Origin of the sequence: Streptomyces sp. NPDC006208, assembly GCF_040613775.1 — a bacterium.
Taxonomy (GTDB): Bacteria; Actinomycetota; Actinomycetes; order Streptomycetales; family Streptomycetaceae; genus Streptomyces.
Map to the genome: position 1 here is coordinate 131,912 of NZ_JBEXSW010000006.1, position 13,768 is coordinate 145,679.

Annotated in this window: 13 protein-coding genes; 10 read left to right on the top strand and 3 right to left on the bottom strand. The window is 70.8% G+C overall.

Annotated elements, in window-relative coordinates:
* Nucleotides 1-159 precede the first annotated feature (159 nt).
* From ABZ208_RS06490 to ABZ208_RS06500, 3 genes are all read left to right on the top strand, one after another.
* Complete coding sequence (locus tag ABZ208_RS06490; RefSeq protein ID WP_356908433.1) at nt 160-966, top strand: glycerophosphodiester phosphodiesterase; 807 nt, start codon at nt 160-162, stop codon at nt 964-966.
* A gap of 89 nt (nt 967-1,055) precedes the next feature.
* Complete coding sequence (locus ABZ208_RS06495; protein WP_356908509.1) at nt 1,056-1,613, top strand: ATP-binding protein; 558 nt, start codon at nt 1,056-1,058, stop codon at nt 1,611-1,613.
* A 268-nt stretch (nt 1,614-1,881) separates the two neighbouring features.
* Nucleotides 1,882-2,874, top strand: a complete 993-nt coding sequence (locus ABZ208_RS06500) for a DUF5926 family protein (protein ID WP_356908434.1) — start codon at nt 1,882-1,884, stop codon at nt 2,872-2,874.
* Between the two features lie 195 nt (nt 2,875-3,069).
* Here the strand turns inward: ABZ208_RS06500 and ABZ208_RS06505 are convergent, their stop codons facing one another.
* Both ABZ208_RS06505 and ABZ208_RS06510 read right to left on the bottom strand, forming a co-directional pair.
* Complete coding sequence (locus ABZ208_RS06505) at nt 3,070-3,693, bottom strand: hypothetical protein (RefSeq protein ID WP_356908435.1); 624 nt, start codon at nt 3,691-3,693, stop codon at nt 3,070-3,072.
* A 185-nt stretch (nt 3,694-3,878) separates the two neighbouring features.
* The gene (locus ABZ208_RS06510) at nt 3,879-4,592 is read right to left on the bottom strand and encodes a bifunctional DNA primase/polymerase (RefSeq protein ID WP_356908436.1); all 714 of its coding nucleotides are present in this window, start codon (nt 4,590-4,592) and stop codon (nt 3,879-3,881) included.
* Between the two features lie 493 nt (nt 4,593-5,085).
* Here ABZ208_RS06510 and ABZ208_RS06515 point away from each other — a divergent pair, with 493 nt between their 5' ends.
* Nucleotides 5,086-6,648: a PP2C family protein-serine/threonine phosphatase gene (locus ABZ208_RS06515; protein WP_356908437.1), complete on the top strand. Its 1,563-nt coding sequence runs from the start codon at nt 5,086-5,088 to the stop codon at nt 6,646-6,648.
* Between the two features lie 150 nt (nt 6,649-6,798).
* A complete protein-coding gene (locus ABZ208_RS06520; protein ID WP_356908438.1) occupies nt 6,799-8,286 on the top strand; it encodes an aminopeptidase P family protein in 1,488 nt (495 codons plus the stop codon).
* Nucleotides 8,287-8,312: 26 nt separating this feature from the next.
* Here the strand turns inward: ABZ208_RS06520 and ABZ208_RS06525 are convergent, their stop codons facing one another.
* A complete protein-coding gene (locus tag ABZ208_RS06525; protein ID WP_356908439.1) occupies nt 8,313-8,789 on the bottom strand; it encodes an ATP-binding protein in 477 nt (158 codons plus the stop codon).
* A 239-nt stretch (nt 8,790-9,028) separates the two neighbouring features.
* On the opposite strand from ABZ208_RS06525, the gene ABZ208_RS06530 reads away from it, so the two are divergent.
* From ABZ208_RS06530 to ABZ208_RS06550, 5 genes are all read left to right on the top strand, one after another.
* The gene (locus ABZ208_RS06530; protein WP_356908440.1) at nt 9,029-9,811 is read left to right on the top strand and encodes a hypothetical protein; all 783 of its coding nucleotides are present in this window, start codon (nt 9,029-9,031) and stop codon (nt 9,809-9,811) included.
* A gap of 91 nt (nt 9,812-9,902) precedes the next feature.
* Nucleotides 9,903-10,646: a YcnI family protein gene (locus ABZ208_RS06535; RefSeq protein WP_356908441.1), complete on the top strand. Its 744-nt coding sequence runs from the start codon at nt 9,903-9,905 to the stop codon at nt 10,644-10,646.
* Between the two features lie 21 nt (nt 10,647-10,667).
* On the top strand, nt 10,668-11,375 hold the full coding sequence (locus ABZ208_RS06540; RefSeq protein WP_356908442.1) for an SCO family protein: 708 nt from the start codon (nt 10,668-10,670) through the stop codon (nt 11,373-11,375).
* Nucleotides 11,372-11,821, top strand: a complete 450-nt coding sequence (locus ABZ208_RS06545) for a copper chaperone PCu(A)C (RefSeq protein ID WP_356908443.1) — start codon at nt 11,372-11,374, stop codon at nt 11,819-11,821. Before ABZ208_RS06540 ends, ABZ208_RS06545 begins: the two co-directional genes overlap by 4 nt.
* A gap of 24 nt (nt 11,822-11,845) precedes the next feature.
* Nucleotides 11,846-13,768, top strand: coding sequence for a copper resistance protein CopC (locus ABZ208_RS06550; protein ID WP_356908444.1), 1,923 nt, complete (start codon nt 11,846-11,848; stop codon nt 13,766-13,768).

Below are 13,768 nucleotides of genomic sequence, written 5' to 3' on the forward strand. Positions count from 1 at the left end.
GGTGCCGCTGGAGTCTCCGAGCGACGCCCGATGGCCGGCCGACTTCCGTCCGTCTTCCGTCCGCCTCATGTCCGGCTTCCGTCCTGCTTCGGCCCCGATTCGTCCGCCTCGGTCCGCCCCGTGCACGCGCCTACCCCGTCACGGTGACACCATGACGCCGTGACCCAAGCACGGCAGCACAGCATCCAGGTCGTCGCACACCGCGGCGCCTCCGAAGACGCACCCGAGCACACCCTCGCCGCCTACCGCAAGGCGATCGAGGACGGCGCGGACGCGCTCGAATGTGATGTACGGCTCACCGCCGACGGCCATCTGGTCTGCGTCCACGACCGTCGCGTCAACCGCACCTCCAACGGCCGCGGCGCCGTGTCCGCCCTGGAGCTCGCCGATCTCGCCGCGCTGGACTTCGGCTCCTGGAAGGACGCGGCGGAGAGCCCGGACTGGGGCGACCCCTCGTTCACCTCCGTACTCACCCTGGAACAGCTGCTGGGACTGGTGGCCGACGCGGGCCGCCGTATCGAGCTGGCCATCGAGACCAAGCACCCCACCCGCTGGGCGGGACAGGTGGAGGAGCGGCTGCTGCAGCTGCTGAAACGCTTCGGTCTGGACGCACCGGCGACGCCCGACGACTCCTCCGTGCGCATCATGAGCTTTTCGGCCCGCTCGCTGCACCGGGTCGCGGCGGCCGCGCCGAACATCCCCACCGTCTATCTGATGCAGTTCATGTCCCCCCGGCTGCGCGACGGACGGCTCCCGGCCGGCTCCCGCATCGCGGGACCGGGCATCCGGGTCGTACGCAACCACCCCTCCTACGTCGCCCGGCTGCATGCCGCGGGCCACCGTGTCCATGTCTGGACGGTCAACGAACCGGAGGATGTGGAGCTCTGCGCCGGGCTGGGTGTGGAGGCAATCATCACCAATCGCCCCAAACAGGTTCTGTCCCAACTGGGCCGCCTCTCGCCCTGATAACGGGGAGTGCTCCGGCGCGTTCGCTCCGTATCCGACCGTTACGAGTGCGTCACTGACCTGCTCTTGGCCGGTTTCCGGTCCAGGCCATTGGGGCATTCACACCGTGGCGTGGGGCAAAGGAGGTCTCGGGGGTGGCGTTTGTGGTGGCACAGGAGGTGCCCACGTCGTCGAGCATGGCCGTACCCCATGGCCCTGCGGGCGTGGGTGCGGCACGACAGCGGATGCGCGAGCAACTCAGGCTCAGCGGATTGTCCGAAACAGTCGTCGACGATGCAGTTCTGATCCTTTCCGAGCTCCTCAGTAACGCCTGCCGTCATGGCAGACCACTGGGGCGCGCCGAAGTGGGCGACGGGGACATCCGCGCCGCATGGCGCGTCGACAAAGCGGGGCGGCTGACCGTCGAAGTGACGGACGGAGGTGGTCCGACCCGACCGGTTCCGGCCACGCCCTCGGTCACCGCACGCGGCGGCCGTGGGCTCAACATCATCACCGCACTGGCCCAGGACTGGGGCGTACGCGACAGCGCGAGCGGTGAAGTCACCGTGTGGGTGATCGTCACCGAAGGGCATCGCCGCGAGGATTTCGCTACGCGCGTCACCGGCCCGTCGTTCGACTACGCGGACCCCTTCGAGGATCTGGACTGACGGCTGGACCCGACGGCACGCACCCGACTGCGGCAGAGACTCGACGCGGCAGGGAGCAGCCGGCGCACACGACGGGGGCAGCGGGCTCGACCGCTCCCGACTCCCGCGACCGCGAAACGACGCCGCTGACCCGGCGCTCCGGGCGGATGCCGACACGCCGGGCCGGCGACCCGCCCGGCCGGAACGACGATCCACACGGTCCTCGGCGGCACGTACGGCTAGGCTCGCGCCCGACACAGCACCGCCGCAATCGGGAGAAAGCCACACCATGGCCAAGAAGCGCCCCCAGACGAAGGCGACGAAGCCTCAGCTCAAGGACGGGGCCCGCGCCGCAGGCGTCAACGAGCCGGTTCCAGTGGTAGGAGCCCGCGAGCCCTGCCCCTGCGGATCCGGTCGCCGCTACAAGGCCTGTCACGGCCGGGCCGCCGCACACGCCGTGACCGAGCTGGTCCAGCGCCCCTTCGAGGGACTGGCCGGCGAGTGCGACTGGGTGGCCATGCGCGAGCTGGTGCCCGCTGCGACCGTCGCGCTGACCCTCAAGGACGGGCTGCCCGAGGGCGTTCCGTCGGTCACGCTCGCGACCGTCCTGCCCATGGCCTGGCCCGCGCTGCGCCGCGACGACGGCTCCGTGCTGCTCGGCCTGCAGAACGACACGCCCTCCGGCGACCTCAGCCGCGACCTCGCCCGCACGCTGCAGCGCGCGCTCGCCGCCACCCCCGGCACGCCGGTGACGGGCGGCGGCGCCGAGGCCGACGGCGTACGGCTGCAGGACCTGCTCGACCCGCAGGCGCCGTTCGAGCCGGCCGTCCACTCCGGGTTCGAGTTCTGGATCCCGGAATCGGCCGAGCAGGCGTCCCCCGAGGTGGCCGCCTCCCTGGAGCGCGCGAACGCCGCGGCGATCCCGACGGTGAAGCTTGCGGATGTGGACTCCGCGTACTGGTGCGAGACGCCGGAGAAGAACCACCTCCGCTGGGTCATGCCCCACCCCGAGGAGCAGCTCCTGGACGCGCTCGCCCGGCTGCATGCCGCCGGCACCGACTCGCTCGGTGAGGGGACCCGGCTGGTCGGTTCCTTCCGCGCCCACGGGCTGATGGTCCCGGTGTGGGACCTGCCGAGCGGAATGGGTGCCGAGGAGTGCGAGAAGCCCGCCGCCGAGTTCGCCGAGCGGCTCACCGAGGCCCTCGCGAGCGACGTTCCGCTGACGGCGGAGGAGCGCCGGGCGCGAGGCGGTCTCACCAATCGCCAAGTGACCCTCAGCTGAGAGTGACGGTTTCGGTCGACCGATAGGTGACTCCAGTCACAACTCGCCTTGCCGGCAGGTAAATCCTTGTCCGAATAACAGAGATCGAATTTGCGAACCGCAGATCTCTTGTTACGGTTCTAGAAGCCCGGTCGCTGGTGCATCCCCCGTCGCCAGCGACCGGGCGCTTCCATTTCCGCTGAGCGCACTCCAGCCTCAACGCTCATTGGCCGTCGGGGAGTTGCTTCCCGATCGAAGCAGCAGCGGCCCGTCGTCGGCGCCGTCGGAAATGGCGAACTCCGTCACCGCCCAGTACGCCGAAGCCGCACCCCGCGAGGGCTCTTTCGGGGTGTCGCAGGCGCCCGGCTCGTCTCCGGTCCCGATCAAGCAGTTCGTCTGCAGGGTGCGCCCGCCGGGCGCCATCAGCGTGAGCACGGACGTCAATTCTTCGCCCGTCGCGTTGCGGTAATAGACACGCGCCCAGGTGTCGCGGCCCTCGTCCAGCACACATGTCTGTGCCTCGACACCCTCCGGGGAGGCGACTTCCGGCCCACATCGCGAGGCCGTCAGGGGTCGTGCATCCGGGGCGCCGTCCGGCTCGCCGGTGTCCCTGGCCCCGTCGGCCCCTCGCCTCCCGTACGCCCCGGAGATCACATCGGACATGTCGGATGCGCCCGTGCGGGGGTGCGGCTCGCCGTCGCTCTTCGCATCACCGGCAGGTTCAGCCTCCGCCCGGCCCGCGTCCCGCCGGGGACCATGAGCGGGCCCGGCGGAGGCGGTGAGCGGCAGCAGCGTGCCGCACACCACCAGGGCGGTGATCCCGAACATACGGAGATTCATGGGCCACCTGCCGGCTTCGCGCTGGGATTGTTGACGGTGGCCCGAAGATATCGACGGATGGCAGGCGCTCCCGCCGCCGCGCGCCTACGACCGCCCCAACTCGGCCCGGCTCCTACCCGTACGAGTGACAGCGCGACGGGTGGGAGAGCCGGGCCGTGTCGGCGTCCATGACCACGGCGGGTGCGTCAGTAGGTGAGTCGGCTGCCCTCGCCCGCCTCCGGCGGGTACAGACCACTGTCGGGTGCGCTGCTCGCACTCGCCTCCACCAGTGCGTCCACGACCGCCTCCACATCCGGCAGCCAAGGTGTCGCGGAACCGGGCAGCGGCGCCCGCTCCCACCGCACCTGCCCTGCGCCCGTCTCTGACGGCGGCAGCACCAGATAGCCGCCGTCACCGTGGAAGCGCAGCGAACTCGGCACGCAGTCCTTGGCGAAGAGCAGCTCGCCGAGCTGCTCGAGGGTGTACGGGGCAACCAGGATCGACCATCTTGTGGGTGTCGCGACGACCGGCCCGAGCCGCATGCCCATACCGTCGAGCGCCGACAGCGCGCGGGTGGCGGCGACGGCCGGCAGACTCAGCGCGCATGGCGCGCGGCCCCCGGTGGCCAGCACGATCGGGGCGGCGGGCCGGTTGGTCCACCACCAGCGCACCATGCGCTCGTCGGTGGTCGCCGCCAGAATTCCGGGGTCGAAGGGGTGTGCGCCGGGTACGACGCACTCGGAGTCGGGGCAGGAGCAGCCGCGCCCGCGGTCGCCGCGGCTGCCGGTCGCCTTCGGTCCTGCACCGGGCAGTACGGGCCATTGCCACTCGACGGCGCAGGTGAGCGCTGCGTCGAGCTGGACTGGCCCCCTTTTTCGCCGGTACCGGAGCCTGCGTCGCCTTCCGAGGATCTCGCGCATGAGCGCTCGTTCCTTTCCGTTGAACGCCGGGGTCCACATCACACCATGTGTGCAGCTCTTCACTGTGCGTACAAATGCGGTACTGATCGGCGCGTCACCGCCCATGCCGGTGGCATGGGCGACCCCCACTGTTCAGCGACAGGATCGCCGCCCGGGGGCCCAACGTGGGGCTTACTCCATTAAACGCGTGGCGAGGGGTGGCGCGCGCCTGGCGCTTGCTGTCCCGCTGTATCTTTTCCCGCCACTCGGGATGGGGCGCGACCTTCGGCTGTTAGGACGCCGCGGCCCGCCGCCGGGTTCCGGGGCTGTCCCAACCGCCCCTGGCCATCACCGTTTACGTACCCAGCAGGTGTGGAATGACGCTTCCCCTCGGGCCTGCGCCCTACGGGGATCCCCACGCCGATCACCCTCAGCAGACCGCAATCAACCGCCATTGGGTGCATTTTTCAGCCAAGTTCACACCCTCATAGACACCACTGATCCCACCGGGACAATGCTGGACATCACCTTACGTGTACGTGTACATGTGGATGCATTGATAGCGGCGCAGAATGACATGGGGGTTTGCGATGCTATTGAGCAAAACGCACCTGCCGGAAAGCCGGCTGACATGAGCGCCCCTCACCTGCCGAAAGTGGCCGGAATCGATTCAACGGTTGCCGGCCCCCCGCACACTGCCGCCGCTGCTGCACCCCTGCCCTCGGTCCCCGCCGCACCGCCCGCTCCGGGCGCGCTGATTCAGGACCGGCTCGCCGGCTGGGTCTCCGATCTGACCACCCTCCATGAGCTGACCGAGCGTCTGGCCAGAACGGCCACGCTCGACGAGGCACTGGACGAGCTGCTGCGCGCAGGTGCAGCGCTGGTCGGTGCCCGTCGGGGCCTGGTCACTCTCGAGCCGCGCCCCGGCCCCCTGCGCGACGACTGCTTCCACGGAGGCCGCGGACCCTCGCTCGCCAAGGGCCTCGGTCTCACCCATGCCGAGCTCGGCCACATCGAAACCGTTCCACGCAGCGCCACCGCGTACGGCAGGATCCTGGACGGCCTGGCCCCCCAGCCGGGCCGCCCGGGGCGGCCCGGCGTGCCGCAGGCCGTGGCGCACCCCGATCTGCTCGGCGACCCGGCGCTCGACCCCCGCCATCGCGAGGTCGCGATCCGCCTCGGCTACGCGGCCAGCTACACCCTGCCGCTCGCGGGCGACGGGTCCGGCACGCTCGGCGCGGCCGTCTGGCTGTACGACGAGCCGGCCGCCCCCGGAGAGCGCCGGTGCCATCTCGCCGGGCTCTACATGCGCTACGCCACCGAACACCTGGCCCGGCTGCTGGAGCTGGAGCATGCGCGCGCCACCGTGGCGACCGTCGCCGAGGAGCTGCTGCCCAGCCGCCTGCCGCGGGTGCCCGGTGTCCAGCTCGCCGCCCGGCATCGCACCGGCCCGCACGGCGGGGGCGACTGGTACGACGCACTTCCGCTGCCCGAAGGCGCGCTGGGACTCGCGGTCGGGTCGGTCAGCGGCTCAGGGCCGAGCGCGCTGGCGGCGATGGGCCGGCTGCGCGCGTCCCTGCGGGCGTACGCCGTGATGGAGGGCGAGGACCCGGTCGCCGTCCTCTCCGATCTGGAGCTGCTGCTGCGGCTGACCGAACCGGCGCGTACCGCCACCGCACTGTTCGCGTACGCCGAGCCGGCGGCCCGCAAGATCGTGCTGGCCGGGGCGGGGCACACCCCGCCGCTGGTGGTCGGTGAGCGGCGTACGGAGTTCGTCGAGACCTCGCTGTCGGCGCCGCTGGGCATGCTCGCCTGCTGGGAGGCGCCGAGCGTGGAACTCTCCCCGGAGCCGGGAGAAACGGTGCTGCTGTACACCGACGGGCTGCTGCGACGCACCGGTGACCCCATGGACCGGGCCTTCGCGCGGCTGCACTCGGCGGCCGCCGCCGTACCGAAGGCGGTCCGCGACGACCCGGGCGCGATCGCCGACCATGTGCTGCACACCGTGCTGCCCGAGGGTCTCGACCGGATGGACGGCGGCGAGGACATCGTCCTGCTGGCCGCCCGTTTTGACTGAGTACTGGCTGGTTTCTCACATCACTGCAGGCGATCTTCCTGTCGCACATACGATGGAGTCGTCACCCCTGCCCGAAGGCCCGACCGGCCGGAGGGAAGCAGGGGTTTCCCGTGTCGTATCAGGCAAGGCCGAGAGGCCCAGGAGGCAGACGTGGCCGAGGAGCTCACCCCGGCGGAATCCGATCTCGCTGCTACCGCAGCGGGCGCGGAAGAGGAAGAGCAGCCGATCAAGCAGCGCAAGAACGGCCTGTACCCGGGCGTGTCCGACGAGCTCGCCGAGAACATGACGACCGGCTGGGCCGACACCGAGCTGCGCGATCTCGCGCCCGTCCCGCAGGCCGCACAGACCGCCGCCCGCCGTGCCGCGCTCTCGGCGCGCTTCCCCGGTGAGCGTGTGGTCATCCCCGCGGGCAACCTGAAGACCCGCTCGAACGACACCGAGTACAGCTTCCGTGCGGCCACCGAGTACGCGTATCTGACCGGCGACCAGACCGAGGACGGCGTACTGGTGCTGGAGCCCAAGGGCGACGGGCACGAGGCGACCATCCATCTGCTGCCCCGTTCCAACCGGGAGAACGGCGAGTTCTGGCTGTCCGGCCAGGGCGAGCTGTGGGTGGGCCGTCGCCACTCCCTCGGCGAGGCCGAGCAGCTGCTGGGCATCCCGGCCGAGGATGTGCGGGAGCTCCCCGAGAAGCTGCGCGAGGCGACCGGCCCGGTCCGTGTCGTACGCGGCCACGACGCCGGGATCGAGGCGGCGCTGACCGACAAGGTCACCGCGGAGCGCGACGAGGAGCTGCGGGTTTACCTCTCCGAGGCCCGCGCGGTGAAGGACGAGTTCGAGATCGGCGAGCTGCAGAAGGCGTGCGACTCCACTGCGCGCGGCTTCGAGGACGTCGTCAAGGTCCTGGACAAGGCCGAGGCCACCAGCGAGCGCTACATCGAGGGAACGTTCTTCCTGCGCGCCCGCGTCGAGGGCAACGACGTCGGCTACGGCTCCATCTGCGCCGCGGGCCCGCACGCCACCACCCTGCACTGGGTGCGCAACGACGGACCGGTCCGCTCCGGTGATCTGCTGCTGCTCGACGCCGGTGTGGAGACCCACACCCTCTACACCGCCGACATCACGCGCACCCTGCCGATCAACGGCCGCTTCACCGAACTGCAGCGCAAGATCTACGACGCGGTGTACGAGGCTCAGGAGGCGGGTATCGCGGCGGTCAAGCCGGGGGCCAAGTACCGCGACTTCCATGACGCCGCACAGCGCGTGCTCGCCGAGAAGCTGGTCGAGTGGGGCCTGGTCGAGGGCCCTGTGGAGCGCGTGCTCGAGCTGGGTCTGCAGCGCCGCTGGACGCTCCACGGCACCGGGCACATGCTCGGCATGGACGTCCACGACTGCGCCGCCGCCCGTACCGAGGCGTATGTCGACGGCACGCTGGAGCCCGGCATGTGCCTGACCGTGGAGCCCGGCCTCTACTTCCAGGCCGACGATCTGACGGTGCCCGAGGAGTACCGCGGCATCGGCGTCCGGATCGAGGACGACATCCTCGTCACCGAGGACGGCAACCGGAACCTCTCGGCCGCGCTGCCGCGCCAGGCCGACGAGATCGAGACCTGGATGGCCGCCCTCAAGCAGGGCTGACCGGCGTCACGATGGGGGCGCGCTGCTCAGGAGACCTTGAGCAGCGCGCCCTCGCGCCATTTGAGGATCTTGTCGAAGCAGACCACCGCGCCGTGCCCCGGCCGGTTGCGCACCTGCACATGGTCGGCGAGCTGCTCGATCAGACACAGCCCGCGGCCGCTCTCCGCGGTGACGGCGGGGATCGCCGCCCCGGGCACTGCCCCGCGCCGGACGGCAGAGCCCGGTCCTGGTGCGGGAAAACCGGGTCCCGAATCCGCCACCTCGATACGGCACTTCTCGCCGTCCAGATATGCGGTGACGCGGTACGCCTGCGAAGCTCCGCCGGAGTGCAGGTCACCGCCGTGCTCCACAGCGTTCGCACAGGCTTCGCTCAGAGCGACCGACAGGTCGTAGGAGATGTCCGGGTCGACGCCCGCGGTCTCCATCGTGCCGAGCAGAAGCCGCCGGGCGAGCGGGACGCTGGCAGCCTCGCGCCGCAGATGGAGTGACCACCAGATGCTCATGCTCCAGCCTCCTGGCCGCGGCTCGACATACCGATACGTATTGCCCCCATCCACGGTCGGTAAGCGCACCTTTGATGTGATACCCCTCATTCAGCGGATGCGCGGGGCGCACCACGGGGTGTATGTCGCGCACGCCCGCCCGCAATGAGAGCGGCACACGCCCGCCCCGAGGGCAGCAAAGGGGATCTTCCGGACCTGCCGTACGGTCGCCGGCGGCGCAGTGCGATGATGACCCGGCCATGTCGTCCCTCCATCGAGCGCGCACCGGAGCCGGTCTGCGGCTGCTGAGGGCCGCGGTGTTCACCGCGGTCTGTGTCGTGCTGTCCGGGACGGGACATGTGCTGGCCGCCTGCGCGGCCGTCCCCTGGTGGACCCTGGCTCTCGGCTTCGCCGGGGTGTTCGCCCTGGTGGTGCCGTTCGCGGGGCGGGAGCGTTCGCTGCCGGCCATCGCCGCCGCGCTGACGGTCGGACAACTCGGACTGCACACCCTGTTCACGGCCGGGCAGCAGCATGTGCGTATCGCTCCGACCGCGGACGAAACGGTCGTCAGGATGGCGGCCAAGCTGGTGTGCGGGGCGGGTGCCGCCGCCATGACACCCGCCGACGCCCGGCGCATCGTCACGATGGCCGGCATGGATCCGGCCGCACAGCAGGCCGCCCACACGCATACCGCCGAGGCCGCCGCGGCTCCTGGTCTGTTGCCCACGCTGCCCATGCTGCTCGGGCATCTGCTGGCCGCCCTGGTGACCGGTCTGCTGCTGCGCCGCGGGGATGCGGCGCTGCTCCGGCTGATGCGGATGTCGGCCGACTCGGCCCATGAGGTCGCCGAGACGGCGTGGCTGCGCGCGCTGCGGGCCGCGCTCGTTCTCGTACGGGCCCTGCTGAGCGGTCCCGCGGGCGGGCTCGGTCCGGCGGTGCGTACGGTGCCCGCCGCGGCGGAGCCCCGGGTTCCGGCCGCCGGCCACGTACTCGCGCACACGGTGATCAGGCGCGGGCCACCGGCCGTACTCCTGGCAGCCTGACGCGGTCCACTCGACGGGAGTGGTGCCGCTGTGCCCGCGCACCCGTGTGCCGGCACGTCCCCTCTCCTTCATCGTGGAGTGTTCCCACCTCATGAACGTTTCCCGTATCGCGCTTGCCGGCGGCGTCGCCGTCTCCTCCGCACTGCTCGTCTCCGGCACCGCCTTCGCGCACGTCACCGTGCAGCCGCAGGGCCCGGCGGCCAAGGGCGGCTACGCCACCGTCAACTTCAAGGTCCCCAACGAGCGCGACGACGCCTCGACGATCAAGCTCGAGGTCAGCCTGCCGGCCGAGCACCCGCTGGCGTCCGTGATGCCTCAGCCGGTGCCGGGCTGGAAGGTGGAGGTCACCAAGTCCGAGCTGGACAAGCCGCTCGAGCTGCACGGCAACCAGATCACCGAGGCGGCCACCAAGGTCACCTGGACCGCGGACGGTTCCAAGATCGGTCCGGGTCAGTTCCAGCAGTTCCCGCTCTCGATAGGGCAGCTGCCCGAGGACGCCGACCAGTTGGTGTTCAAGGCCGTTCAGACGTACGACAACAAGGACGTCGTGCGCTGGATCGAGGAGCTCAAGAAGGGCTCCGAGGAGCCTGAGTCGCCCGCGCCGGTGCTGACGCTCTCGGCCGCCACCGAGGACCACCACGGCGGCGGTGCGGCAGGTGCCGGCGCCAAGGGATCGAAGGACGGCGGCGAGAACGCCGGTCACCACGACGAGCCGGCTTCGGCCTCCGCCTCCGGCAGCGACACCACGGCCCGCGTCCTCGGCATCGCCGGAATCGTCGTCGGCGGCGCCGGTCTGGCGTTCGGTGTCCTGGCCCGACGCCGCCGGTCCGCCTGACGATCCCGCGGGACCACGTCCATGAAAGAGAACCCCATGCACAACCCGACGAGTGACGCGGCGCCGAGCCGCGCCCGGCGCGCTCCGCTGATCGCGGGAGCCGCCGTCGCGGTCGCGTTCGCGGTCGCGGCGGGATTCGCCCTCGCCGCGAACGGTGACGGCACCCCTGCGGCACAGGTCTCGGCCGAGGCGAAACCCAAGGCCGCGACCGTGCTCAGCCGGCCGTTCACCAAGCCGGATCTCGTGCTGACCGACACCCACGGCAAGAAGTTCGACCTGCGGGAGCGGACCAAGGGCAAGCCGACGCTGCTCTTCTTCGGCTACACGCACTGTCCCGATGTCTGTCCGCTGACGATGAGCAATCTCGCCATCGCGAGGAAGCAGCTGCCCGAGGCGGACCGGGACAAGCTCCAGGTCGTCTTCGTCACCACCGACCCGGAGCGGGACACCCCGGCCGAGCTCGGCAAGTGGCTGCGCAGTGCTGGTGATCCGTCCTTCATCGGCCTCACCGGCGACTTCCCGACCATCCAGGCGGGCGCGCGCCAGGTCGGTATCGGCATCGACCCGCCGAAGAAGGAGAAGGGCGGCACGGTCGTGTCCATGCACGGCGCGCAGGTCCTCGCCTTCTCCCCGAAGACGGATCAGGGCTATGTCCTGTACGACGACGACACCTCGCACCAGGAGTACGCCGGGGACCTGCCGGAGCTGATCAAGGGGGAGACGCCGTGATGCGCCGTACCCCCCTTGCCGTCGCCCTGGTCATGACCGCGGGACTGGCCCTGGCGGGCTGCTCGGCGGACAGCGCACCCGAGTTGAAGGTCAGCGGTGCGTTCATGCCGCAGCCCGTCGGCGACGACATGGCCGCCGGGTTCCTGACCGTCGTCAACAACGGCGGTACGGCGGACAAGCTCACCTCGGTCACCAGCGATCTCTCCGACGACATCACCATCCACACGTCGAAGGGTCAGCGGATGCAGCAGGTGAAGGCCTTCGACGTCCCTGCAGACGGCTCACTCGACCTCGAGCGCGGCGGCAGCCACATCATGTTCATGGCGCTCAAGCAGAAGCCGGAAAAGGGCCAGAAGGTCTCCGTGGAGCTGCACTTCGAGAAGTCCGGTCCGATCAGGGTCGAGCTTCCCGTCAAGGAAGCCACGTACAACCCTGCGAAGCACTGAGCCGACCGAGGGACTGATGACGCCATGACAGCCACCGCCCCGCGCTTCGGACCGGCCCCGGTCCGGCTGCTGCTCGCCGTCACCGTGCTCATCGGCACGGTGCTCGGCACGCTGCTGGCCGGCGCGGGTCCCGCGTCGGCACATGCCGCGCTGACCGGAAGCAACCCGAAGGACGGGGCGGTGGTCGCCACCGCCCCCAAGCAGGTCACGCTCACCTTCTCCGAGCAGATCGCCATGGGCGAGAACTCGATCCGGGTCCTGGAGCCCAGCGGCAAGCGCGCCGACAAGGCCAAGGTCCGCGACCTCGGCAGCGGCGGCAGCGTCGTCTACGGAGTCGATCTGCAGGCCGGACTCCCCAACGGCACCTACACCGTGGCCTGGCAGGCGGTCTCCGCGGACAGCCATCCGGTCTCCGGTGCCTTCACCTTCGCCATCGGGGCGCCCTCGAAGACCACGGTCGCGCTGCCCGACGAAGAGGCGGGCGGCGGAGTCGTCGGCTTCCTCTACGGGGTCGCGCGCTACGCCTCGTACGCAGGCTTCATCCTGCTCGCCGGCGGCGCTGCCTTCGTGCTCGTGTGCTGGCAGCGGGGTGCCTCGGTACGGCCCGTGCAGCGTCTGGTCGTCCAGGGCTGGATCACGCTCACTGCGGCCACCCTCGCGATGCTGCTGCTGCGTACCCCCTACACGGGATCGGGCGAACTCGGCGACGCCTTCGACCTCGGCGGTCTGGGGGACGTACTCGAGACCAAGACCGGCGCGGCCCTGGTCTCGCGGCTGCTGCTGCTCGGCGCGGCCGCGCTGTTCGTCGCCGTGCTGTTCGGGGCGTACGCACGGCGCGAGGACGAGCAGGAGAAGAAGGACCTCACCTTCGGTCTCGCGGTCGGCGGCACGGTCGTCGCCGCGGGGATCGGCGCGACCTGGGCACTGTCCGAGCACGCGTCGACCGGTGTCCAGCCGGGCCTGGCGATGCCGGTGGACGTCCTGCATCTGCTGGCCGTGGCGGCCTGGCTCGGCGGTCTCGCCGCGCTGCTGACCGCGCTCTACCGCGAGCCGTCGATCGAGCGGGCGGCTGTACGGCGCTTCTCCACGCTCGCGTTCACGAGCGTCGTCGTGCTCGCCGTGACGGGGATCTACCAGTCCTGGCGGCAGGTCGGCTCATGGTCGGCGCTGACCGGGACCTCGTACGGGCGGCTGCTGCTGGCCAAGGTGGCACTCGTCGCCGTCATGGTCGCCGTGGCCTGGATCTCCCGCAGGTGGACTGCGCAGCTGGCCGAAGCGCCGGCCGCCGAGGACACCGAGCGGCACCGCGAGGAGACGCCGGACGGCGACGCGGCCGCCGACGAAGCAACCGCCGACGAAGCGGCCGAGGACCCGGCGCGCGCCGCCCAGTTGTCCCGTCAGAAGGCGGCCGTCGCCACGGCCGAGCGACGGCGGGTACGGGAATCCGACACCGAGCGTTCCGGCCTTCGCCGCTCCGTGCTGGCCGAGGCAGGTGTCGCCGTGGTGCTGCTGGCGGTGACCACCGTGCTCACCGGCACCGAGCCGGGCCGTACGGAGGAGGCCGCCAGGGCGGCCGGAGCCCAGGCCGTCGAGCAGGCCCCCGCCGGCCCCACCGAGATCACGCTGCCCTTCGACACGGGCGGCGAGAACGGCAAGGGCCGCCTGAGGCTCAGCCTCGACCCCGCCCGCTCCGGCTCCAACGAGATGAACGTGTGGGCCGAGTCGCCCGACGGCAAGCCGCTGGACGCTCCGGAGGTGAAGGTGTCCTTCACCTTGAAGGCGAAGCAGATCGGCCCGCTGCCGATCACTCCCGACCGGGTCGCCGCGGGACACTGGAGCGCGAATGCGGTCCAGATCCCGATGCCCGGCAGCTGGCAGGTGAAGGTGACCGTGCGGACCTCCGACATCGACCAGACGACCATCGCCAAGAACATCACGATCGGCTGA